Consider the following 23,748-nt stretch of genomic DNA (forward strand, 5'->3'; position numbering starts at 1 on the left):
CCGTTCCCGCTCACCGAAATCGGGTGAGCGGGAGCGGAAACGGTGAGCGGAGCATCGGCAGAACCGCGCCCACCTTGCCGAATCACGGCCCATATCACCAGGCCGGACCGCACAATGCCAGTCATGGACGCTCAGCAGATCCGTTCGGCCTACCTCGCGATGATGGCCGAGCGTGGACACGCCCTCATCGACCGGGCATCGCTGGTGCCCCGGGGCGACCCGACGACACTCTTCACCGGTTCGGGAATGCAGCCGCTACTCAACCACCTGCTCGGCGAGCCACACCCCGCCGGCACCATGCTCGCCGACGTCCAGCCGTGCGTTCGCGCCCAAGACATCGACGAGGTCGGCGACAACCGCCACACCACGTTCTTCGAGATGCTCGGAAACTGGAGCCTGGGAAGCTATTTCAAGGCCGGGCAGATCCCGATGTTCTGGTCGTTCCTGGTCGACGTCGTCGGCCTGGATCCCAACCGGATCTACGTGACCGTCTTCGCCGGTGACCCGGAGAACGGCATACCGCGCGATGAGGAGAGCGCCGACATCTGGACCGAACTCTTCAAGGCCGCGGGCGTCTCCTACGACCGGGTCGACCTCATCACCGAGGAACACGGCAACGAGGTCGGTAACCAGGGCGCACGAATTGCGTTCTACCAGGACAAGAACTGGTGGTCCCGGGCCGGCGGCCCCGAGGCGATGCCGGTCGGCGACCCCGGCGGACCCGATTCCGAGGTCTTCTACTATTTCCCGCAGGTCGAACACGACACCACGTACGGTCGCTTCCCACACCAGAATTCCGACGGCGGCCAGTACATGGAGATCGGCAACTCGGTGTTCATGCAGTACCGCCGCGCCGAGTCCGACGCCCCCGGCGCCGTGTCGTTTGCCGAGCTCCCCAATCGCAATGTCGATTACGGCGGCGGCCTCGAACGCATCGCCGCGGCGTCGATCGACAGCCCCGACGTCTTCCGCGTCAGCCTGCTGTGGCCGATCATCGAGAAACTCCAGGAACTCTCGGGCACGAGCTACGAAGACACCACCCACGCCATGCGCATCGTCACCGATCACGTTCGCGGAGCGGTCTTCCTGGCTGCCGACGGTGTCACCCCTTCGAACCGCGAAGCCGGCTATGTCATGCGTCGGCTCCTGCGCCGGGCGATCCGCTTCGCCACCGAACTGGGCGTCGAGAACAACGTGCTGACACCACTCGTCGAGGTGATCGCCGACATCTACTCCGACGCCTATCCCGAGGTCGGCGAGCAGCGCGACACCATCGTCAAAGTCCTGCAGAAGGAAGAGCGCGCCTTCCGTCGCACGCTCAGCAAGGGCTTGCGCGAGCTGCGGCACATCGTCAAAGAAGCCCGCCCCATCACCGGAGCCGACTTCTTCACCCTCAGCGACACGTTCGGCTTCCCCGTCGAACTCAGCACCGAAGAGGCCGGGCGTCAGGGGCTGACACTCACCACCGACTGGCGTGCCGAGTTCGATGCGCTCCGTGAGGAACAGCGTCTACGGTCCCAGACGGCGACCAAACTCGGCGCGCACGACTGACTCTGCCCGGTCGGCGGGCCCTTCGAGGCTCGTCGCTGCGCTCCTCGCACCTCAGGGAACAGGTGGTGCCCGGTCGACGGTCAGTTGCCCTTGCCCGAGGCGGCGAGTCGGACGAGTTGTCCGGGGGTCGCGTCGGGGAGGTAGGCCCGCGAGATGGCCAGACCGATACGGGGCAGGTCACTCTCGTCCCGGAAGGCCAGGTACACCGGCTCGTAGCGCGGGCTGAACTTCTTCTTGAACGCGTGCAGCGACCGGAAACCATAGAAGGGCTCCATCGCGGCTCCCAGACTGTCGAGCAGGCGGTCCATCCCCTCTTCGACCGAGTCGCCGCTCCGCGCGAGCGGTGCGCCCGACAACGAGACGAACAGCGCGCCTTCCTCTTTGAACGCCGTCGCGGACGAGGCGATGAGATATTCGATCACCGGGCCGAATCCGTCGGTACGACGCCGCATCACGTCGAGCGTCCAACCGCGCACGGTTCCGGCAGGTACCGACGCACCGTCGGCGCCGGACGCCGCGTACACCGGCAACCAGGACAACACGCCGTGGACATCGCCCGCCTCGTCGACGGCAAGCGCGACACGGACTTCCGGGTCCATCGCCTCGTCGACGCTGCCGAGGGTGAAGCCCATCTCGGGAAGCCCCTTGTCCCCCACCCACTCCTCGGAGATCGCGCGCACCTGTGAACGGATGCCGAACGGTTCGTCGGCCAGGGTCACCAGGCGGAAGCTGATGTTCTCCTTCGTCGCCTTGTTCAGTGCCGACCGCACGTGCTGCCACGACTTGCCCTTGAAGGCCAGATTCGGCAGGTCGATGATGGTGTCCTCGGCGATCTGGAGGCTCCGCCAGCCGAGCTCTTCGGCGATCTGGGCCGTCTCGGCACCGACCGAGAACCAGCAGGGCACCTTGCCGCTGTGTTCGGCCTTGTCGATGAAGTCCTGGACCGCCGCCCGACGATCCTGCGGCGCACACACCGGATCCGACAGTGCCAGCAGCGTTCCCATGTGGTGCTGATAGGCCACCACACCCGACGGTCCACCCGCACCGGGGCCGCCCGCCGGGAACAGGTAGTTGTTGCCGGGCCAGGTGATCATCCACGACATCGTGCCGCCGCCGTGGGTGTGCAGCAGGTCCTTGACCCGTTCCAGCGGATCGCCGTCGACATCGCCGGTCAGGCGGGTCCGCCACGGCACCCGGAAGGCGAACCGCCCCGGCAGCAGAATCGCCAGGACCACCACCCACAGCAGCGTGGTGCCAACGGTGACGCCTCCCTCTGCGGCGAAGTCGGTGAAGGCGACCAACGCCACCACCGCGATCGTGACAACCACGTTGAGCAGGCCGTAGACCACCGCAACCCACCAGGCCCACCGCCGACCTCGACGCAACTGGTCGGCGATCAGCAGGTTGATCACCAGGCCGATGATCATCGTGAAGGTGGACTCGTCGTTGGCGTCGGTGGGCCCGAGGGGCCCGCTACCCGGGAAGAAGAACACCAGCAGGTTCGCGCCCGCGATGACGAGCAGGCCCGCACAGCCCAGCATGCGCACCTCGCGTCGGGTACGTGGCAGATAGCCGTGCTCGGCGGTACTGAACCACCGTTCGCCCACCGGCAGCATGATGAGTACCGCGATCACATACTGGACCGTGCTGAACGTGCCCTCGAACAGGAAAGCGATCGCCACGACAGCCCCGAGGGCGACCCGGATGCGTAGGCGCCAGGGTGACCGGAGCGTGGCCGTCGCCACCGCCACCGCCGCCACGACCATCGTGATCGCGCTCGCGCTGTGCACGTGCGACAGGCGTTCGACCCACTCCCACGAAGTGAAATCGCGGCTGAAAAACCAGACCAGACCGACCGTGATCAACTCGGTGACGATCTTGCCACCGAATGCCACCACCGCGACCCGCGCGGTGCCCAACCGGTATTCGGCCCAACCGATTCCGACCGCGATGAAGATCAGCGCGAGCACGTACTTGCCCGGGCTCGGCTCGAAGAACGACGAGGTGACGATGGTCCACCACTTGCCGTCCTCCAACGCCGGGACCCCGAAAGCGACGTCGTGGTACCAGGACTTCCGAGCCGCGTGACTCCACAACGACCCCGTGAAGAGCGCCAGACCGAAGACGGTCAGCCACAACGCGAGGGTGAACGGTAGCCGCATCAGCACCGCCGCGTACGCCTTGAGTTTGTTCAGCACCGCACTCTCGCGGGGGCCGTCGGCCTCGTCTCGCTCTGTCTCGACAACGGGTGCGCTCATTCCGGAATCCCCAATCGTTTACCGAGCCATGGCATCTCCTGACGCAGGCCCACCGACCACACCGCAAAGCTGTGCCCACCGGGCACCTCGCTGAAATGCACGTCCATACCGGCACGCCGCGCAGCTTCGAACACCTCTTTGAGACCGGCGCGGTACATCGCGTCATCTCGTCCGACGACGAACGCACCGGCCGTGTCGGGATACTGCCGCGTGACCATCAGATCCATCGGATTGACCGCCTTGAACGCAGCCTCGTCGCCGTCGAACGCCGTGTCGATGGTCTGCTGACGCGACCCCAGGGACGGTTCGATCTGACCCGACAGGTCGAGGAACGTCGGATAGACGTCCGGATAGTTCGTCGCGAGTTGCAGCGCGCACGTTCCGCCGTAGGACAAGCCACCGACCGCCCACGACCTGCTGTCCGTGTTCGCGAGTTTGAGGTTGGCCGCGACCCAGTCCGGCACGTCTTGCGACAGATAGGTCGCGACGTTGCCCAGCTTGGAGTCCACACAGATCGGGTTGGCCATCGTCGATCCGGTCCCGTCGGCGACGACGACGATTGGGCTCAGGCCGTTGTGCTCTGCTGCGTACGCGTCCATCGTGGCGACCAGCTGACCGCCGAGCAGCCAGTCGTCCGGGGCGCCCGGCTGACCCGCCAGCAGGAGCAGCACCGGCAACCGCGGTGTCGGCGAGGTGAGAGCAGCCGGCGGCAGATACATCTTCGCGGGACGTGCCGTGAATCCGGACTTGGTCCCGGGGATGGGCGCCGTCAGGATCCGCCCTCCGCTCGGGATGTTCTGCGGTGCCCGCCATTTGTCGATCGGCACCACGATCAGTGAGTCGTCGTCGAGTTCCTCGAGCGTCACCGACCGCGCACCCGAATGACCCAGCAGCGCATCAACTGTCGGATAGTAGGCGAAGGTGACGTTGATCTGCGACAACGCCATCAGCACCGCGAACAGTCCGGCGAGCACGGTGATCAGCTTCTGCAACCATCCGTGACCGGCCACGAATCGGGCCACCCCGAGAATCAGCGCAAGGGCGGCAACACAACTCGAGATGTAGACACCGGTCTCGATCGCCTCCGGAAACGGACGCCACACATCCTCGACCAGGTAGTGCGCCAACAGCGTGCCGCCGACGGCGACCGCGATCGAGACCGGGACGACGATCAGGAGATAGCGGACCGACGGATAGAAGATGAGCCACAGGAAACCGATCACACCGAGGACGGTGACGACGACTGGTACCGGTCCACTGACGATGGACAACGACGCCGACAGGACCACTCCGCACCTCCGTCACCTGGACTCGGGCGTGCGGCCACAGCCGAGGAAACCCTAGTGGAGGACATACGGATCGAACGTATCAAGGGCACCCCAACCGGCGCATCCCCCTCGCTCTCTTGCGAGACAAGGGAAATCGTAAGGCAGGAGTGACGCGGCTGTCTGTAGTTCGACACATCGAATTTGAGACGCGTTCACCACGACACCAATTCGACGTTCACCCTGAAGGCGACCGATACTCACCCCGCAGTGGTGCGGTCGCGGGTCACTCGCGTGCGGACGACACCAACTGCGGCTGAGCGGACCGATGACCGCGAATCCGGGCGGCCAACGTATCCAGTCGCTCGACCTGCTGCGCGGTCAGTTCGACGTCGACGCCGGCCAGGTTCTCCGAGACACGCTCGGCGAACCGGGAACCCGGGATCGAGACGACGGGGAGATCGAACTCGCGACCCTTGGTGTAGAACCAGGCCAGCGCCAGCTGTGCACCGGTGACACCGACCTCGTCGGCGATCTGCAGAAACTCCTCGAGGATCGGCTTGTTGTATGCCAGGTTGGTGGGCGTGTAGCGCGAGATGTTCAGGCGCACATCGCCTTCGACCAGATCGTTGTGGTCGAGGAGCCCGGCCAGCCACTTACGGCCCAGCGTCGAGTAGGAGACGAACCCGAGTCCGTGCTCGCGGGCAGCGGGTACCACGAAGCGCTCGACGTCTCGGGAGACGACGCTCCACTCGGACTGGATGGCGGCGATCGGGTGCACACTGACCGCGCGGCGGATCTCGTCACCGGTCGCCTCGGACAGACCGATATGCAGGACCTTGCCCTCCTCGACCAGTTCCTTGACCGCGCCGATGGTCTCCTCGATCGGGACGACCGGATCGACGCGGTGCTGGTAGTACAGGTCGATGCGATCGGTGCCGAGTCGTGCCAGGCTGAGTTCGACCTGCTCGCGAACATACTCTCGGTCACCGCGGACTCCGCGCTGCCCGACGCCGCCCTGACCGACGATGCCGAACTTGGTGGCGAGCTGAACCTCGTCGCGGCGGGTCTTGAGCAACCTGCCGATCGTGGTCTCGCTTCGGCCGTCCCCGTACACGTTCGCGGTATCGATGAACGTCACGCCGCTGTCGACCGCGTGGGCGAGGGTGCGGAAGGCATCGTCATCGGATACCGCCCCGTAGACGTCGGTCAGCGACATACCGCCGAATCCGAGAGCTGAAACCGTCAGTCCATCACCGAGTTCCACCGTGGCCATCTTCCTCGAACTCTCCTCTGCTCGACACTCGCCATCTGCCTGGCAGGTCCGCTCGCCGAGGTCATGACCAGAGACGAGTGCCACCGCCGCAATCAATCATTCTTCGCCATGCCGGCCGCGCAGCAGGACTTCGAGGCACGGCAGATTCTTACTCTGCAGCAGATCTCGGAGGTCGGGCCTAGAAAATCATTCGGGTCGCGGAGTCAGAATCCGCGGACCGTCGGCGGTGACCGCGACGGTGTGTTCCCAGTGCGCGGCCCGGGATCCGTCGTCGGTGACGACGGTCCAGTCGTCCTCGAGGACGGTGGTGTCCACGGTGCCGAGGGTCAGCATCGGCTCGATTGCGAGCGTCGACCCGATCACCAGCAGCGGCCCTTTGCCGGGCTCGCCCTCGTTCGCGAGGAAGGGATCCATGTGCATCTCACGGCCGATCCCGTGGCCGCCGTAGCCGTCGACGATGCCGAACGGACGATTGAACTTCTTCTCGGCGGCGCGGGTGCCGAGTTCGATCGCGTGGGAGATGTCGGTGAGGCGGGCGCCGTCGACCATGGCGGCGATACCCGCCTCCATCGACAGTCGGGTCGCCTCGGACAATTCGGCGTCGGGCTGCGACAACTCACCTACGCCGAAGGTCCAGGCCGAGTCGCCGTGCCAGCCGTCGAGAACCGCACCGCAGTCGATCGACACCAGATCACCCTCGGCGAGAACGACATCGGACGACGGGATTCCGTGGACCACGACGTCGTTGACCGAGCTGCAGATCGATCCGGGGAAACCGTTGTAGCCCTTGAACGAGGGAACTGCCCCGGCCTCGCGGATCGCGGTCTCCGCGACCTCGTCGAGGTCGAGGGTGCTCACCCCCGCCTTCGCGGCGGCGCGGACGGCCACGAGGGCCGATCCGACGACTGCGCCCGCTGCTGCCATCGCATCCAGTTCGCCGGCGGAGCGGAACGGAACGCGCTTGCGTTTGCGAAAACCCATCAGCGGACGCAGTCTCGGGATGTCAGTTGACGCCGGCGCCGAGGGCGCTCAGCACACGCTGGTGGACATCCTGGATGTCGCCAACCGCGTCGATCGTCTTGACCTGGTCGCCGTAGTACGCGAGCAGCGGCGAGGTCTCCTTGGTGTAGACGTCCATCCGGTTGCGGATGACCTCTTCGGTGTCGTCGGCGCGACCGCGGGCGAGCATGCGCTCCACGACGACGTCGGTGTCGACGACGAAGGACAGCACGCCGTCCAGCGAGGCGTCGAGGTTCGCGAGGATCTCCTTGAGTGCGTCGGCCTGCTCGGTCGAACGCGGGAAGCCGTCGAGGATGAAGCCCTTGGCCGCATCAGGTTCGCCCACACGGGCACGGACCATGTCGACGGTGATCTCGGACGGGACCAGGTTGCCGGCGTCGAGGTACTTCTTGGCCTCGATACCGACCGGGGTGCCCTGGGAGATGTTGGCGCGGAACAGATCACCAGTGGAGATGTGCGGGATGCCGAGGGCTTCGCTCAGCAGTTCAGCCTGCGTGCCTTTGCCTGCTCCGGGCGGGCCGAGAATTACGAGTCTCACTTGAGGAATCCTTCGTACTTGCGTTGCATCAACTGACTGTTGATCTGTTTCATCGTGTCCAGGCCCACACCGACCATGATCAGTACGGCCGTGCCGCCGAACGGCAGGTTCTGGACGTTGCCGCTGTTACCGATCTCAAGGAAGAGGTTCGGCAGGACCGCGATGATACCGAGGTAGATCGAACCCGGGAGAGTGATGCGGCTGAGCACGTAACCCAGGTACTCCGCGGTCGGGGCGCCCGGCCGGATACCCGGGATGAAGCCACCGTACTTCTTCATCTCGTCGGCGCGTTCCTCCGGATTGAACGTCACCGCCACGTAGAAGTACGTGAAGAAGATGATCATCAGGAAGTAGACCGCGATGTAGACCCCGTTGCTGGGATCGGTCAGGTACTTGGTGACGTATTCCTGCCAGGTCGACTGGGTGCCGTCCGGGCTGCGCGTCAGTTCGACGATCAGCTGCGGCAGGTACAGCAGCGACGAGGCGAAGATGACCGGGATGACGCCGGCCTGGTTGACCTTCAGCGGCAGGTAGGTCGACGAGCCGCCGTACATCTTGCGGCCGACCATGCGCTTGGCGTACTGCACGGGGATGCGGCGCTGGCCCTGCTCGATGAAGACCACGCCCGCGACGATGATCAGTGCGGCGACACACACCAGGGCGAAGACGAGTCCGCCGCGGGTGTTGAGGATGGTGCGACCCTCGGCCGGGATACGGGCGGCGATACCGGCGAAGATCAGCAGCGACATGCCGTTGCCGATACCGCGCTCGGTGATGAGCTCGCCGAACCACATGACCACACAGGCGCCGGCGGTCATGACGAGCACGATGATCATCAGACCGAAGATGCTGGAGTCGTTGAGGACCTCACCGCTGGTCGCACAGGACTGCGGGAGGAGCTGACCGCGATCGGCGAGGGCGACGATGCCGGTGGACTGGAGGAGCGCCAGGGCCACGGCGAGATAACGCGTGTACTGCGTCATCTTGGCCTGGCCGGCCTGACCTTCCTTGCGCAGCTGCTCGAACCGCGGGATGACCACCGTGAGCAGCTGGACGATGATCGACGCCGTGATGTACGGCATGATGCCGATCGCGAACACCGACAGCTGCAGCAGCGCGCCGCCGGAGAACAGGTTGATCAGGGAGTAGACCGAGCTCGACTCACCGGCCGAGACCTCGTCCAGACAGGCCCGGACGGCCTGGTAGTCCACGCCGGGCGACGGCACGGTCGCGCCGAGGCGATACAGGATGATGATGCCGAGAACGAAGAGGATTTTCTTCCTCAGGTCCGGCGTCCGTATGGCCGCGAAGAGGGGGGAAAGCACTAACTCCTCCTAGGAACGACCACGCGAGGGCAATCTTCCGGGTCGGTCACGACCCGATCCCCGTGTGCTCGGCAATCGACAATGTTCGGGATGCGGCGATCTTGCGGATGCGGCAGACAACGTCTGAAACTCTAACAGTGACGCCGAAACGCCCCGGTCGGGCGGCAGCGTAGCTGCCGCCCGACCGCGGGTTTGTTCCGTCAGAGTTCGGTGACGCTGCCTCCGGCAGCGGCGATCTTCTCCTTGGCGGAGGCGGTGAACTTGTCGGCGGTGATGTCGACCTTGACGGAGAGTTCTCCGTCGCCGAGCACCTTCACCAACTGGTTCTTGCGCACAGCGCCCGCGGCGACGAGCTCGTCGACGCCGATGGTGCCGCCCTGCGGGAAGAGACGCGCGATGTCGCCGACGTTGACGACCTGGTACTCGACCCGGTTGCGGTTGGTGAAGCCCTTGAGCTTCGGCAGCCGCATGTGGATCGGCATCTGGCCACCCTCGAAGCCGGCGGGCACGTTCTTACGTGCCTTGGTGCCCTTGGTGCCGCGGCCCGCGGTCTTACCCTTGGACCCCTCACCGCGACCCACGCGGGTCTTGTCGGTCTTCGACCCCGGTGCGGGGCGAAGGTGATGGAGTTTGATGGTCATTGCTTAAACCTCTTCGACTGTCACGAGGTGACGAACCGCGTTGATGAGGCCGCGGTTGATCGGCGTGTCCTCGCGGGTGACGGTCTGGCGGATGCCCTTCAGTCCGAGGGTCCGCAGGCTGTCACGCTGGTTCTTCTTGGTACCGATGGTGCCCTTGACCTGGGTGATCTTCAGCTCGGCCATGATCAGACTCCCTGTCCCGCTCGAGCGCGCAGCATACCCGCCGGGGCGACGTCCTCGATCGGCAGGCCACGACGGGCCGCGACCTCTTCGGGACGCTGCAGCATCTTCAGTGCCGCCACGGTGGCGTGGACGACGTTGATGGCGTTGTCGGAGCCGAGGCTCTTGGCGAGAACGTCGTGGACGCCCGCGCACTCGAGCACGGCACGCACCGCGCCACCGGCGATCACACCGGTACCGGGGCTGGCCGGGCGCAGCATGACGACGCCGGCAGCAGCCTCACCCTGAACCGGGTGGGTCACGGTGCCACCGATCAGCGGCACGCGGAAGAAGTTCTTGCGAGCCTCTTCGACGCCCTTCTGGATCGCGGCCGGAACTTCCTTGGCCTTGCCGTAGCCGACGCCGACCATGCCCTGGCCGTCGCCGACGACCACGAGAGCGGTGAACGAGAAACGACGTCCACCCTTGACCACCTTCGAGACGCGGTTGATGGTCACCACGCGCTCGAGCTGGTTGCGGTCCTGGTCGCGGCCGCCGCGATCGCGACGGTCTCCGCGGCCACCGCCGCGACGGTCGTTGCCGCCACCTGCATTGTTCTGGTTGTTGTCGTTACCGGCGGGTCCGTTTCCGCCGTCACGCTGACGTCCGGGCATCAGAGGTTCCCTCCGGTGTTGTGGGTGTAGCTGGTGAAGATGGTCATCAGAAGCTCAGGCCTCCCTCACGGGCGGCATCCGCGAGCGCGGCGATACGGCCGTGGTAGTCCTTGCCACCGCGGTCGAATACGACGGCCTCGACGCCGGCAGCCTTGGCACGGGCGGCGATGAGCTCGCCGACCTTGCGGGCCTGGGCCGACTTGTCGCCGCCTGCCGCGCGCACGTCGGCCTCGATCGACGACGCGGCGGCCAGCGTCTTGCCGGCCAGGTCGTCGATGAGCTGCACGTGGATGTGGCGCGAGCTGCGCTTGACCGCGAGACGCGGGCGAGCCGGGGTTCCGCTGACCTTCTTGCGGAGACGGAAGTGCCGGTTGACGGTCGCCTTGCGACGACGCGTCGACACGTCCTTGCCGAGGGGCTTACGGCTGGTCTTGGTAGCTGTGTCACTCATGGCTTACTTACCCGTCTTTCCGACCTTGCGACGGATCTGCTCACCCTCGTAGCGAATGCCCTTGCCCTTGTAGGGGTCCGGACGACGCAGGCGGCGGATGTTCGCCGAGATCTGGCCGACTTGCTGCTTGTCGATACCCGTGACCGAGAACTTGGTCGGGGACTCCACTGCGAAGGTGATGCCTTCGGGGGCCTCGATCGGCACGGGATGGCTGTAACCGAGGGCGAACTCGAGGTCCTTGCCCTTCGCCTGGACGCGGTAGCCGACACCGAAGATCTCCATCTTCGTGGTGTAGCCCTGCGTGACGCCGATGACCAGGTTGTTGATCAGCGAACGGCTCAGGCCGTGCAGCGCGCGGCTGCGACGCTCGTCGTTGGGGCGGGTGACAACGATGGTGTTGTCTTCCTTGGCGACCTCGATGGGCTCCGAGACGGTGAGCGAGAGCTCGCCCTTGGGGCCCTTCACGGCCACGCGCTGTCCGTCGACGGTGACGTCGACGCCCGCGGGGATCTCGATGGGGTTCTTTCCGATACGCGACATGTCGTTCCCTCCCCTACCAGACGTAGGCGAGGACTTCGCCGCCCACGCCCTGGTTGGCTGCCTGGCGATCGGTGAGCAGACCCGACGACGTGGAGATGATGGCCACGCCGAGGCCGCCCAGCACCTTGGGCAGGTTGGTGGACTTTGCATAGATCCGGAGGCCCGGCTTCGACACGCGGCGCAGTCCAGCGATGGAGCGCTCACGGCTCGGGCCGTACTTCAGGGAGACGATGAGGCTCTTGCCGACCTCCGCATCCTCGATGCGGTAGTCGGTGATGTAGCCCTCACGCTTGAGGATCTCGGCGATGTTCACCTTGATCTTCGACGACGGGAGTTTCACCTCGTCGTGGTACGCCGAGTTGGCGTTGCGCAGACGTGTCAAGAAGTCTGCGATCGGGTCAGTCATGGTCATGGGTGACCGTCAACCTTTCTCGTGGCGGTTCCCATACAGCGCCGATCCGGGGAAATCTCCCCTGACCTGCGGTGGGCCTTCCACGAAGTGGATAGTTTCTCTGAAGGTTCTCGCCGCCGGTGCCCTTGGCTTTTCGCCGGCACCGGAGACTATTCAGTTGTGTCCCGGGCACCTGAGGTGCACAGGCAACCGGTCTAGTGTAGGGAATCTGCTGGCCAGACCCAAATCGCGTCCGGCAACCGCCTCGTCGGACACTACCGGGCGGGCACCTCGAGCACGAGGTCGTGGCGCGACGTCGGCACCACGTCGAGGTGTCGGTCGGCGCCGAATCTCCCGACGCTGGTGAGCATCCGGGTCATGCGGTGCTCGAGCTCCGCCCGGTCTCCCCCGCTTCCGTAGAACGCATGGAGGTCGCTGACCGCGGCCATCGGGAAGAGTTCTTCGACGATGCCGTCCACCTGCGGTGTCTCCGGTGTGAGCGCGTCTTCGACGACGTTCTGGTAGTAGCCGAACGTCGCCTGGGTCTCGATGGCCACGGTCGTGTGCTCCTCGAGCCAGATCCGACGCCACTCCTGCGGGTCGAGCCCCGCCGGCCGACGCAGGAAGGCGACATTGGCGAGGGCGTCGACGCGCGTGCCGTCGGCGGGTAGGTCGGGATCGAGCGGTGCACGTTCGGCCACCCGCCAGGCACCGACCACGGTCGCGAACTCGCCGAGGGCGGTCAGCACGATGTCCACGTCGGCGTCCCACAGACTGACGACCGCCTCGATCGGCGGGTCGAGTTCGGAGATCCGCATGGCACCGGTGACCGCGTCGTCGGAGATGTGCACCTGCACGCGACGCGCACCCGACCGTTCGCACGTCCGCCGGAAACCTGCCCCGAGCAGCTCCACACCGAGCAGTTCGACACCGAGCAGGTCGGCACCGGGCAGTTCGACACCGGGCCCGGGTGCACGCAGCGCGACCATCACCTTCGTCATGCGGGCACGCTAACGGATATCGGGGTCCCGGCAGGCGCGGTTCGCCACTCCCGACGTCGAGATATCTCCGCACCGGAACTTGTCGGACCCCCGTGGTGTCATGTCGTCACCCTTCGAACAAAGGAGCGATCCATGTCAGACCACGCTGCCGCGATCCGAGGTCTGCCCCGGTGGCATCCCAATCCCGTCATCCGCTCGACCATCGACACCATCCGCCGGTGTGGATGGCAGGTGACCTCCGTCGGCGAAGGATCTCCCGAGGCGAACAGTCGCGAGACCGACTGCGGCTTCTCCTACACCGCCGGGCTCTCGTTGCACGCGATCCCCGAACTGGCCATCTACGGCGTCGACCCGCTCCCCGCGCATCACATCCTGAACGAGCTCGGCGATCTCCTCCACCGCGAGGACTGGCGCGATCTCGTCGCGGACCAGTCCGACATCCGGCTGCAGACGGTCGCGGTGTCGGTGCGACTCATCGAGCAGGTCGACAAGGACGAACTCATCCTCGCCAACCTGCTGTTCCCCGATTACCCGACGCTGCAGGTGGTCTGGCCCGACGAGTACGGCCGGTTCCCTTGGGAGGAGGGCTACATCCTGCTGCCGATGCACCAGCCGGTGAAGGGGATTCCGGATCTCTCGGCGCACGCGCGACGGGCCGCCCACGTGATCACCACCGAGTCGGGACCCGACCGAACCCGCCCCCGCCGGGGCCGCCGGATCTCGGGGCACTGAGGCGTGCCGGATATCCGTTGCCCGCCTTGACGAATGGGGTAGTCGGCTGAGGTCAGAGGGTCGGCCGTCGGGTGTCGTACGCCTCCCGGTACCTCACCCGCCGGCGGCCGTCACCGGCGACGGCCAGAACTGTGCGGACGATGCTCGCGAGCAGGACGAGACCGCACACGATTGCCAGTGGTACTGCGGCCATGACGACCCCCTTCACCTCGCTCCGCACCGCGAACCACGTTGCGGGACCGTTGGGATCGCCCCGGGCTTCCCGTGACGAACTGTTGCCGAACATGGTTGCGCGGAACCGCCGTTGGGCGCCACTGTTTTTTGTGGCCGGAGAGTGCTCACGCGCTGAGAAACGCCTCCGCGAAGCACCGTGCATATGGCCGTCGGAGAGGCGGTTCTCAGCCGGTGACGCGCCGGTCGGTCGACAGAGCGATCTCCTCATGCGCCCGCACTTGGCACAATGGACAACGTGCTCACGCTGTCCGCCGGAGAGAACCGTCCGTTGCCGTCGTCGGCCGTGACGGTGTCGGTGCGTTCGGCATCGCCGGTCAACACCTCGGCGATCCTGCTCACCGATGCCGGTCGCGTCCGGTCCGACGCCGATCTGATCTTCTACAACCAGCCCACCGGCCCGGGTGTCGGCTATCGCTCGTCGGGTGCGGTCGACATCGTCACCGTCGACACCGCAGCCCTACCCCGCGACATCACGACGGTCGTCGTCGCCGCGAGCCTGGACGGCACCGGCCCGTCCACCTTCGCGACCGCCGGCGCACTGACCGCGACCCTGAGCGGCGGCGGCGAGGAACTCGGCTTCACGCCGACGGGTCTCACCAGCGAGGCCGCCGTGGTCTGCCTCGAGATCTACCGCCGCAACGATACCTGGAAAGTTCGTGCCGTCGGCCAGGGTTACGACGCAGGGCTCGCCGGTCTGGTGTCCGCGTTCGGCATCGACGTCGAGGACGATCCGGCACCGCCGCCGCCTCCCGGTCAGCCACCGCGGGTTACCGATCCGCAGCCGTGGCCGCCGACGAATCAGCCGGTCCCACAACCACAATCACCGCCTCCGGCCGCACCGCCGCCGGCCACCCCGCCCCACCCTCCGGTCACGACCCAACCCTCGGGAGTCCCCATGCACAGCGATCTGTTCGCCCCGTCCCACGCCGAGGTCAGCGGCCAGGGAATCCAGAAGCAGGGCAGCAAGATGTGCCGCGTCGGCCTCTCGGGTGAGGTCATGGCCCGCACCGGTTCGATGGTCGCCTACCAGGGTGATCTCCACTTCGAAGCACTCGGGTCCGGCGGTCTGGGCCGGATGATGCGTCAGGCGATGACCGGCGAGGGTGTCCCCCTGATGAAGGTCACCGGTCGCGGCGACCTGTTCCTCGCCAACGCCGCGTCCGACGTCCATCTGATCGACCTCGACGGCACCGACGGCCTGACCATCAACGGCGCGAATGTCCTCGCCTTCGACTCGACCCTTCGCTACGACATCCAGCGCGTCCAGGGCGCGGGCGCGATGAGCAACGCGGGCCTGTACAACTGCGTGTTCACCGGCCGCGGACGTATCGCCATCACCACCGACGGCACACCGGTGGTCCTCAACGTCGACGCCGCGACCTACGCCGACCCGCAGGCCGCGGTCGCCTGGTCGTCGAGCCTGCGCACCTCGGTGAAGTCCAACGATTCGTTCAACCTCGGCACCCTGATGGGCCGCAGCACCGGCGAACGCTTCACCCTCGCGTTCTCCGGCCAGGGCTTCGTCGTCGTGCAGCCGTCGGAGTTGCCGCCGGGCGGGTTCATCGGCGGCACCGGCGGTGGTGGGGCCGCGGGCTCGGGCGCCGGCGGGGTACTGGGCGGCATCCTGGGCCGCTGAGCCCGGCGATCGCCTACCGGCGTAGGCCGACTACCGGAAGACGCTCCCCTTGTTCTCGGACGCTTCGACGCGCTCGACGATCCACGAGACGAGCACCTCGGGCTTGCGCTTACGGCTCGTCTCTTTGCGGGTGTCGAGCTCCTGCTCGGCGATGATGTCCCGGAGCTGGTCGAGGGTCAGCTCGCCGAGTCGCGCCGACAGTTCCTGGCCACCGCCCTCGCGGTAGACGACGAACGGATCGAACGCGCCCGGTTGACGTGTCACCCGCTTCTTCGGCGCCGCCGCCCGCTTCCGCGGCGCCGCCACGGGAGCGCCGTCGAGCGCGATGTCGACCGGACGAAGCGCGTCGACCACCCCGGTGAGCGCGGAAGCGAAACGCGAGGACCGCTCGGCCTCGGCGATGATCACGGTGACCAGCCCCGCGATCAGCTGTGCGGCCTGTGGATTCTTCGCGTCCAATTGCGCGAGCGCACCGCCGACGGCCTGGTACTCCATGCGCCGGCGGGTGTCGTCGGAACTCATCGGATCTTCTCCTGCGCCTCGGTCATCACGTCCATGGTCAGGCCACGGAACTGGTCGAACTGTCCTTGATTGCCGTATTTGACCCGAAGCGTCCCGTACGACGTGAACTCCGCAGCTGCGGCAACGGAATTCGCCTCGTTGATGTAACTGGGCAGCACATGTTGAATGGTGGGGTCACGGCGCAGGCGCATCGCTGTCGACCGGTGCACGGCCGAGTTCGCCTTGTACTTCGTGATCACCACACCGAGCTCGACGATGGTCCGGCCGATCTCGTGGCCGATCTTCCGCACCCGGGTCTGGATCTGTGGGATTCCGTACGTGGACAACACATCTGGGATCGTGGGGATGATGTAGGCGTCCGCGGCGGCCAGGCCGTTCAGGGTGATGGGCCCGATGTTGGGCGGGCAGTCGATCAGCACGTAGTCGTAGAAGTCGAGGACCGGTTCGATCGCCTCGCGGAGGAAGCCGGTGCCACCGTTGGGCACCCGCCCCTCGACGCGCAGCGCACTCAGGTCCTCCTGGACCTCGATGAGGTCCAGCGACGACGCGAGGAGGTCCACGGAGTTCACCTTCTTCACCGGTGAGACACCCCGCTCGACGGCCTCGTCGAGCCGGAAGTACCGGGTGCCCTTGACCGCATCGGAGAACAGTGTGGCGAGCGTCCGACCGTTGGTGTTCAGCTCGAGCCAGCGCTCCTCGCTGATCATCATGGTGGTCAGATTGATCTGTGAGTCGAGGTCGATGAGCAGCACCCGCTGACCGAACTCCGCCGACATGTATTCGGCCAGCCCCGCGGTCACCGTGGTCTTGCCGACCCCGCCCTTCAAGCTGATCGTCGCGATCACTTTGGCCATCGAAGAATCTCCACCTTCCCTGCGGTCATGCGTCGGCAGTAGGCAGGGAAACGGGTCGTCCCATCGCACTGATCAGCCGCCCCGGCGTGAGAGCTTAACACCCCCTCCCGTGGCGAAATGCTCACCATATCCGCTCTTTCGCGTCGGAATCCCGGGGCGTGGGTACCGTCGATGCCACACACCGCCACCACCGCAGGAGTTCGACGATGCCCGAAGCCTCCGCCTCCGTCGTGATCAAGCTGCCGGCCGACACGGTCTGGGAGTACTGCCTGGTCCCGGAACACGTCGCGGCGCTCACGCCGGGCGTCGTCGGCATCGCGTCGGTGTCGGAGGGCCCCACTCGCGTCGGCACCACGTGGAAGGGCCAGATGAGGGCTCTGGGACGCACGGTCGAATGGGTCGGCGAGTTCACCCGCGTCGACCCTGCGCAGGGGACCGAGTTCACCTCCACCGAGTCGCCGTTCGGGTTCACCATCTCCGCGACATTCGACGACGCCCGCGACGGAGTACGTCTCACCTACCGCGTCCACAACGACGGCGTCGGGGGCGGGGCGATCGGCAGGATCGCCGACGCATTGGCCATCCGCGCCTTCCAGCGGTCGCTCGCGGCGAGCGCCCGCAGGCTGCCGCGCCTCGTCGACGAGTGGGCGGCACGGCGCTGAACCACTGGACCCCCGCCGGGAGGACACGACACGACTGTCGTCCGGTCGGACGGTTTTCACCTCGCACGAATGACCGAGGTGAATCCGGACGACGGATCATCTCGCCGCCGACGACCCGAACCCGGGGGCCGGACCGGCACCGGAAGCGCTGCACAACAGCACAACCCGGATGTCACCCGTTCTGGGGCCCTCGAGGGTCCGTGCGACCGTCGATCACCCGCTGGAATCCGGCCGGATGAACCGTCCGACGAAGTGTTAGTGATCGCGACCACCAACGGCTACCGTCAGAGGCATCGACTGTGTCCGCGGTGGTGATGTCCTCACCCGTCGTCGTTCGCGGTCAATGTGCTGCTTCGTATCGAAGGTCCTCCGAAGATGACCATGACCACTGCGCGACCCCGCCGAGTCCGGGCGCTCGCGGTTGCAGCTGCCGTGGGACTGGCCCTCTACTGGGGAGGCCAAGCCCCCGCGACAGCCGAACCGAGCCCCTTCGGCGTCGGATCACACAGCGTCGACGCCCCGGGTTCCGGCGGCGACTCGGGCGGTGGTGACTCCAGCGGGGGTGACTCCGGCGGCAGCGGCAGCGGCAGTGGCTCGGGCGGTGGAGACTCCGGCGGCAGCGATTCCAGCGGAAGCGGTAGCGGCTCCGGCGGCAGCGGTAGCGGGTCGGGCGGCAGCGGTTCCGGCGGCAGCGACTCGGGGTCGGGCAGCACCAGATCCGGTGATGGTGATTCCGGGGATGGCGGGCCCGCATCCGGAACCGATACCGGTACGATCCCGGATTCCGACCCCGGCGATCCCACGGGCGAACCTTCGGGCCCCACCGCGGAGAACGACATCTTCCCGGTGTACCCCGATCCGACCATCCAGAGCGAGGGATCATCAGCGGGCGAGGCGGCTGTGCCGCCGGCCGCCGTGGAGACCGAGCCCGCCCCGGAGTCCTCCTCCGACTCCACCCCGAACCGCACCTCCCTCGATGTCGACATCTCCAAGAAACCCGTTCCGGCCCAGCCCGACGGGCCCGACCGCACCGGTGCCGACACCACGCCACCGCCCGCAGCCGACGGCCCGCGGCCCGGGGACACCGCCCTCGCCGCTCGAGCCGCCGACGTCACCCGATCCCAGTTCGGCCGGAACGTGTCGCCATCCGGTGATCCGCCTCCCTGGGCTCCCCTCCTCAAGACCTCCACCCCGCCGGTCGCCGTGGCCCCGCAGCCGGCCAGGACCGGCGCCATCGGGATCCTCACATTCCTGGGGATCAACATCCTCGGCGGCGGAAGCACCGGCGCGGCCAGCCCGGCGCCGTGGACGCTCCTGTGGTGGATACGGCGTTTCGGCACCCAGGGACCGGTGGCATCCGCCGAATCCCCTGCCACCCCTTACACATTCGGACTGGTGAGCGATCCGGACCAGTTCCTGACCGCGGCCGACGGTCCGGACACGACCGGTCCCGTCCCGCAGTTCGCTCTCGTCGGCGGCCTCGTCTTCGGTTCCGCACTCCTCAGCCGCAAGCGCATCTCGGCGGCGGTGACGATCACTGCGGACGGTCCGACATCAACGATCCCGGTGCCGGACCGAACACATGCCGAACCGGTTCTCACACCGGCCCCGACCGGCATCCTGCACGGCTCGTTGAGATTCACCGATCCGGACGGGAACCCGATCCCGACGACGCTGCACGGCGTCACGCCCACCGGCGACCGCACCTTCCGCACCGCAAGCGGCAGCATGTTCAGCTACGACGCACCGACCGGCGCCTACACCTACACGCCCGCCCTGCAGGCGCGCATCGCGGCCAGCGCGCCGGGAGCCCCGGAATCGGTACGATTCGACTCCGTCATGATCACCGCCGACAACGGCCGCGGGGGTACGACTCCGATCACGGTCGCCCTGCCCATCACGAGCCCGTACTCGCTCGGGCAGGTGACCGTGCCGGGTTGCCAGATCGACGAGGTCGTCGTCGGGCACGAGGACGTCGCCTTCGTGACCACCCAGCGCGGGGACGGGTGCACACAGGTCTCCGTGGTCCGACCGAAGACCATGACGGTGACGTCGGTCCCCATCGCGGGTTCTCCCACCGAGCCCGACCGCGGCGTCGTCCTCGGCCCCGACGGTCGGGCCCATCAGCTCACCGAGCTCACGGAATTCTCCGACGGCACCATCCGGACATCGGTTCGGATCACCCGGATCGATCCGACCGGGGCCGCGTCGACCACGGACCCGATCCTCGGCCTACCCGCGGATCACCTCGGGTTCGACGAGGCGGGCGTCGGCTATCTGCTGACCACCTGGCCCGACGACGACGGCCGGACGTACACCTATCTCACCGCTCTGGGCCTCGACGGCATCGCGTCGACTCTGTCTCGCGTTCCCGGCGCCGACAGCCGGCTCATCCTGCCCCCGTCGGGGAAGGTGTTCGTCTCGACGTCGGACGCCGACGGAACCCGTCTCCACGAAGCCGGCCCCGGTGGACTGTCACTCGTCGGGCAGGTGTTCGACGGTGAGGGCGGCGACATCTGGGCCCGGCGCGGCGACTCGCTGTACTTCGTTCGTCATCACGGCGATCCGGGCGCGCCGGTCGCCACGCTCGCGATTCGCGCCCCCGACGGTTCACTGAACACCGTCGATGGGATACCCGGCCGGGTGGCCTCTGTGGTCCCCACCGAATCCGCCGTCTACGTGGTCTCCCGGTCACCCGATTCGGTCCATGTCACCGCGGCGCACTCCGGTGGGCGCAGATGGTCCGTGGTCCTTCCCGGCACCAGCGACTCCGACGCCGTCGCCGGACCCGACGACCATCTCTACCTCCCGCTGGCGAATACCCTCACCGGGGAGAACACCGTCGTCGGGATCTCGCCGAACGGTGAATCCAGGGTGATGACCGCGGGCATCGGGCAGGCATGGGTCCGGGCCGACGAGAGCGGCACCGTCTTCCTCACGGCGACGACCCTCACGCCGGACGGCGAGGACATCACCACCGTGACGGTCATCTGCGGAGACGGCACGACGGGCGATACGCGCGTCGACGGGACCCCCGTCTCGGTTCACTTCGACCGACACGGCGCCGCCCATCTTCCGATGCTCACCACCGACCCGGCGAGTGGGGACCCACTGATCTCCCTCGCCGTCGTACACCCCGACTCCGCGACCGCGGTGTCCGCGCCCGTCGTCGGCGAACCGGCCGGCCCCCCGGCGATCGCACACGACGGCCGCACATACCTGCCGCTCACCCGCTTCTGTCCCGAAACCCGTTGGCCGAAGACGACTCTGGTGGTCTTCCACCCCGACGGCCCGGCCGTCGAGGCCGGTGAGTTCTACGGCCACTCGACGCACGGGCCCGTCCTCACGCTCGACGACGACGTCATCCTGCTCACCGGCGATGCCGGCGCCACGACGATCCGCCCGCTTCAGATGGCGAACGGCGGCGGGCGCCACGCCGCCGATCCCGCCGCGGCCATGGTGTTCGACGTCACCCCGACCATTGACGACGTCGACCCGGATACCGGCACCGTGTCGGGGTCGGTGGCCGACGCGGCCTGCGCTTCCTGCGCCCTGAGCTACCTGACCACGGACACCCAGGTGGCGCTCGATTCCGGCAGTGGCACATTCGTTTTCACGCCGACGGAGGACCAACGACGAGCGACGCCGGGGCCGACCACCCACGATTTCGCCGTTCTCGTCTCCGATGAACACGGCTCGTCGACGGTGATCTCGGTGAGCATCCCGCTCATGCCGGTCGACTCCCTTGAAACGACCGAAGAGACTGCGCGCCAACAGTCCACACCGGAACGGGCGACCTAGAGCACGCGTCCATTCAGGTTCAATCATGCTCTAAGCGAGCGCATCCGTCCTCATCGAGCAACCCGTCGAAACCGCCTGGGAGTACTCCACCGCCCCAGAGAACATCTGCCGCATATCTTCCCGGCACCGTGGAGATCACCCCGCTCTCCGACGATCCGGTCGCGGTCGGCGCACAGTGGAAAGGCAAGAAGCGTCCTCGGCCGCACGGTGGACTGGCGAGGAGAGTTCACCCGCGTCGACACCTACAAGGACACGGAGTTCCAGACCATCGATGACCCATCGACGCCAAACGGCCCCACCTCCGCGAAGAGGTGGGGCCGTTCGTCAAAGCGTCAGCCTCGGGTGAAAGTCACCAGCTGGACTTCTGCACGCCCGGGAGCTCGCCCGCGTGCGCCATCTCGCGCAGGCAGATTCGGCACAGGCCGAACTTGCGGAACACCGAGTGCGGACGACCGCACTTGTTGCATCGGGTGTAGCCCCGCACGGCGAACTTGGGCTTCTTGTTGGCCTTGTTGACCAGAGCCTTCTTTGCCATGTCAGTTGTCCTTAACGTTGTTGTCCTTGAACGGGAAGCCCAGGGCACGCAGCAGCGCGCGGCCTTCCTCGTCCGTGCGGGCAGACGTCACGACGGTGATGTCCATACCCCGCGGGCGGTCGATGTTGTCGATGTTGATCTCGTGGAACATCGACTGCTCGTTCAGACCGAACGTGTAGTTGCCGTTGCCGTCGAACTGCTGGTCCGACAGACCGCGGAAGTCGCGGATACGCGGGAGTGCGATGGACACGAGGCGGTCCAGGAACTCCCACATGCGGTCGCCGCGCAGGGTCGCGCGGGCGCCGATCGGCATACCCTCACGCAGCTTGAACTGCGCGATGGACTTGCGAGCGCGGCGGATCTCCGGACGCTGACCGGTGATCTTGGCCAGGTCCTCGACAGCGCCGTTGATCAGCTTCGCGTCACGGGCGGCGTCGCCGACGCCCATGTTCACGACGACCTTCACGACGCCGGGGATCAGCATCACATTGGGGTACTCGAACTGCTCGTTCAGCTGGCCCTTGATCTCCTCGCGGTAGCGAGTCTTCAGGCGCGGCTGGATCTTGGTCCCGGCGGAGCCGTTCTCGATTTCGGTAGAGGTCATGTCAGATGTCCTTCCCGCTCTTGCGCGAGATCCGGACCTTCTTGCCGGTCTCTTCGTCGACGCGGTAGCCGACGCGGGTCGGGTTGCCGTCGGAATCGACGACCATCACGTTCGAGACGTGGATCGAGGCTTCCTGGGTCACGATGCCGCCGGAGGAGGCACCGCGCTCGTTGGCCGACGCGGCGGTGTGCTTCTTGATTCGGTTGACGCCCTCGACGAGGACACGCTGGGTCTTCGGGAAGGCCTGGATGACCTTGCCCTTCGCGCCCTTGTCCTTGCCCGAGATGACGATCACGGTGTCACCCTTGTGAACCTTCATGCTCAGATCACCTCCGGTGCCAGCGACACGATCTTCATGAACTTCTTCTCACGCAGCTCGCGGCCGACCGGGCCGAAGATGCGGGTACCGCGGGGGTCGCTCTCACCCTTGAGGATGACGGCGGCGTTCTCGTCGAAGCGGATGTAGCTGCCATCCGGACGACGGCGCTCCTTGGTGGTGCGCACGATGACGGCCTTGACGACCTCACCCTTTTTGACGTTGCCGCCGGGGATGGCGTCCTTGACAGTGGCGACGATGACGTCACCAATGCCGGCGTAGCGCCGCGAGGAACCGCCGAGCACGCGGATGCACAAGATTTCCTTGGCACCGGTGTTGTCGGCGACCCGCAGGCGAGATTCCTGCTGAATCACTCGTTAGTCTCCTTGACCTGGCTTCTTATGTACGGCGGATTTCCGACCCGACGCACACGGTCCGTTGCCACCGAACACACGCCTGCCTGGGGTTTTCCACCAGGCTGTGACACCTGGACGGATCGCCCAGTGGGTTCGTGAGCCGATTCGCGACACAGCCGTGCCGCAGGCAACCCCATAAGTGTAGGGGAACGTGCAGGTGGGAGCCAAATCCGCGCTGCGGACCCCCGTCAGGCGTTTGGCCATCACCCGTACCGGGCAAAACTATTTTCGAACCGGACCCATCTGGCCCGGTGCCCCACACGAAGCACCCATGGGACGAGACCAGCCCGCACTGGCCGATTCAAACCACGAGCGATCAGTACGGCTTCACCATCCGGTGCGCAGG

25 protein-coding genes are annotated in these 23,748 nt (G+C 66.6%); 5 read left to right on the forward strand and 20 right to left on the reverse strand.

Annotation, left to right across the window (positions count from 1 at the left end; translation table 11 throughout):
* The first annotated feature begins 123 nt into the window (after positions 1-123).
* The gene (locus tag GKZ92_RS17700; protein WP_155225484.1) at positions 124-1,551 is read left to right on the forward strand and encodes an alanine--tRNA ligase-related protein; all 1,428 of its coding nucleotides are present in this window, start codon (positions 124-126) and stop codon (positions 1,549-1,551) included.
* 80 nt (positions 1,552-1,631) lie between these two features.
* Here the strand turns inward: GKZ92_RS17700 and GKZ92_RS17705 are convergent, their stop codons facing one another.
* From GKZ92_RS17705 to GKZ92_RS17765, 13 genes are all read right to left on the reverse strand, one after another.
* Positions 1,632-3,713 (reverse strand): bifunctional lysylphosphatidylglycerol flippase/synthetase MprF, encoded by a 2,082-nt coding sequence (locus GKZ92_RS17705; RefSeq protein ID WP_442903348.1) that lies wholly within the window; start codon positions 3,711-3,713, stop codon positions 1,632-1,634.
* A gap of 92 nt (positions 3,714-3,805) precedes the next feature.
* Positions 3,806-5,098, reverse strand: a complete 1,293-nt coding sequence (locus GKZ92_RS17710) for an alpha/beta hydrolase (RefSeq protein WP_155225485.1) — start codon at positions 5,096-5,098, stop codon at positions 3,806-3,808.
* Positions 5,099-5,360: 262 nt separating this feature from the next.
* On the reverse strand, positions 5,361-6,350 hold the full coding sequence (locus GKZ92_RS17715; protein WP_035755003.1) for an aldo/keto reductase: 990 nt from the start codon (positions 6,348-6,350) through the stop codon (positions 5,361-5,363).
* Positions 6,351-6,536: 186 nt separating this feature from the next.
* Complete coding sequence (gene map, locus GKZ92_RS17720; RefSeq protein ID WP_035755001.1) at positions 6,537-7,331, reverse strand: type I methionyl aminopeptidase; 795 nt, start codon at positions 7,329-7,331, stop codon at positions 6,537-6,539.
* Between the two features lie 22 nt (positions 7,332-7,353).
* Positions 7,354-7,908 (reverse strand): adenylate kinase, encoded by a 555-nt coding sequence (locus GKZ92_RS17725; RefSeq protein WP_035754999.1) that lies wholly within the window; start codon positions 7,906-7,908, stop codon positions 7,354-7,356.
* The gene (gene secY / locus GKZ92_RS17730) at positions 7,905-9,233 is read right to left on the reverse strand and encodes a preprotein translocase subunit SecY (RefSeq protein ID WP_035754997.1); all 1,329 of its coding nucleotides are present in this window, start codon (positions 9,231-9,233) and stop codon (positions 7,905-7,907) included. The genes GKZ92_RS17725 and secY overlap by 4 nt, the downstream gene beginning before the upstream one ends.
* Positions 9,234-9,433: 200 nt before the next feature.
* Entirely contained in the window at positions 9,434-9,874 is a 441-nt protein-coding gene (gene rplO / locus GKZ92_RS17735) for a 50S ribosomal protein L15 (protein ID WP_006360196.1), read from the reverse strand.
* Between the two features lie 3 nt (positions 9,875-9,877).
* On the reverse strand, positions 9,878-10,057 hold the full coding sequence (rpmD, locus tag GKZ92_RS17740) for a 50S ribosomal protein L30 (RefSeq protein ID WP_005197622.1): 180 nt from the start codon (positions 10,055-10,057) through the stop codon (positions 9,878-9,880).
* A gap of 2 nt (positions 10,058-10,059) precedes the next feature.
* Entirely contained in the window at positions 10,060-10,707 is a 648-nt protein-coding gene (gene rpsE, locus GKZ92_RS17745; protein ID WP_005197623.1) for a 30S ribosomal protein S5, read from the reverse strand.
* A gap of 46 nt (positions 10,708-10,753) precedes the next feature.
* A complete protein-coding gene (gene rplR / locus GKZ92_RS17750; protein WP_006360197.1) occupies positions 10,754-11,158 on the reverse strand; it encodes a 50S ribosomal protein L18 in 405 nt (134 codons plus the stop codon).
* A 3-nt stretch (positions 11,159-11,161) separates the two neighbouring features.
* Complete coding sequence (gene rplF, locus GKZ92_RS17755; protein ID WP_006360198.1) at positions 11,162-11,698, reverse strand: 50S ribosomal protein L6; 537 nt, start codon at positions 11,696-11,698, stop codon at positions 11,162-11,164.
* 13 nt (positions 11,699-11,711) lie between these two features.
* On the reverse strand, positions 11,712-12,110 hold the full coding sequence (gene rpsH, locus GKZ92_RS17760; protein ID WP_006360199.1) for a 30S ribosomal protein S8: 399 nt from the start codon (positions 12,108-12,110) through the stop codon (positions 11,712-11,714).
* A 254-nt stretch (positions 12,111-12,364) separates the two neighbouring features.
* Positions 12,365-13,090, reverse strand: a complete 726-nt coding sequence (locus GKZ92_RS17765) for an EthD domain-containing protein (protein ID WP_035754995.1) — start codon at positions 13,088-13,090, stop codon at positions 12,365-12,367.
* Positions 13,091-13,222: 132 nt separating this feature from the next.
* On the opposite strand from GKZ92_RS17765, the gene GKZ92_RS17770 reads away from it, so the two are divergent.
* Complete coding sequence (locus tag GKZ92_RS17770; protein WP_035755178.1) at positions 13,223-13,822, forward strand: DUF4262 domain-containing protein; 600 nt, start codon at positions 13,223-13,225, stop codon at positions 13,820-13,822.
* 52 nt (positions 13,823-13,874) lie between these two features.
* Here the strand turns inward: GKZ92_RS17770 and GKZ92_RS23590 are convergent, their stop codons facing one another.
* The gene (locus GKZ92_RS23590; RefSeq protein WP_164905311.1) at positions 13,875-14,015 is read right to left on the reverse strand and encodes a hypothetical protein; all 141 of its coding nucleotides are present in this window, start codon (positions 14,013-14,015) and stop codon (positions 13,875-13,877) included.
* 267 nt (positions 14,016-14,282) lie between these two features.
* Between GKZ92_RS23590 and GKZ92_RS17775 the strand changes: the two genes are divergently transcribed.
* A complete protein-coding gene (locus tag GKZ92_RS17775; protein ID WP_006360210.1) occupies positions 14,283-15,692 on the forward strand; it encodes an AIM24 family protein in 1,410 nt (469 codons plus the stop codon).
* Positions 15,693-15,722: 30 nt separating this feature from the next.
* Here GKZ92_RS17775 and GKZ92_RS17780 read toward each other — a convergent pair whose 3' ends face one another.
* Complete coding sequence (locus GKZ92_RS17780; RefSeq protein WP_006360211.1) at positions 15,723-16,214, reverse strand: hypothetical protein; 492 nt, start codon at positions 16,212-16,214, stop codon at positions 15,723-15,725.
* Positions 16,211-17,068 (reverse strand): ParA family protein, encoded by an 858-nt coding sequence (locus GKZ92_RS17785; protein ID WP_035754993.1) that lies wholly within the window; start codon positions 17,066-17,068, stop codon positions 16,211-16,213. The genes GKZ92_RS17780 and GKZ92_RS17785 overlap by 4 nt, the downstream gene beginning before the upstream one ends.
* A gap of 206 nt (positions 17,069-17,274) precedes the next feature.
* Here GKZ92_RS17785 and GKZ92_RS17790 point away from each other — a divergent pair, with 206 nt between their 5' ends.
* Positions 17,275-17,730 (forward strand): SRPBCC family protein, encoded by a 456-nt coding sequence (locus GKZ92_RS17790; protein WP_035754991.1) that lies wholly within the window; start codon positions 17,275-17,277, stop codon positions 17,728-17,730.
* Between the two features lie 375 nt (positions 17,731-18,105).
* The gene (locus GKZ92_RS17795) at positions 18,106-21,531 is read left to right on the forward strand and encodes a hypothetical protein (protein WP_051405992.1); all 3,426 of its coding nucleotides are present in this window, start codon (positions 18,106-18,108) and stop codon (positions 21,529-21,531) included.
* Positions 21,532-21,880: 349 nt separating this feature from the next.
* On the opposite strand, the gene GKZ92_RS17800 is transcribed toward GKZ92_RS17795, so the two are convergent.
* Genes GKZ92_RS17800 through rplN form a run of 4 tightly spaced genes read right to left on the reverse strand, consistent with a single transcriptional unit; the run spans position 21,881 to position 23,360 of the window.
* On the reverse strand, positions 21,881-22,066 hold the full coding sequence (locus GKZ92_RS17800) for a type Z 30S ribosomal protein S14 (protein ID WP_005197641.1): 186 nt from the start codon (positions 22,064-22,066) through the stop codon (positions 21,881-21,883).
* Position 22,067: 1 nt separating this feature from the next.
* Complete coding sequence (rplE, locus tag GKZ92_RS17805) at positions 22,068-22,670, reverse strand: 50S ribosomal protein L5 (RefSeq protein WP_035754990.1); 603 nt, start codon at positions 22,668-22,670, stop codon at positions 22,068-22,070.
* Position 22,671: 1 nt separating this feature from the next.
* Entirely contained in the window at positions 22,672-22,989 is a 318-nt protein-coding gene (gene rplX / locus GKZ92_RS17810) for a 50S ribosomal protein L24 (RefSeq protein ID WP_005197643.1), read from the reverse strand.
* Between the two features lie 2 nt (positions 22,990-22,991).
* Positions 22,992-23,360, reverse strand: a complete 369-nt coding sequence (gene rplN / locus GKZ92_RS17815) for a 50S ribosomal protein L14 (protein WP_005197644.1) — start codon at positions 23,358-23,360, stop codon at positions 22,992-22,994.
* Between the last annotated feature and the right edge of the window lie 388 nt (positions 23,361-23,748).

The organism is Gordonia sp. 135, from assembly GCF_009720185.1.
Lineage (GTDB): Bacteria > Actinomycetota > Actinomycetes > Mycobacteriales > Mycobacteriaceae > Gordonia > Gordonia alkanivorans.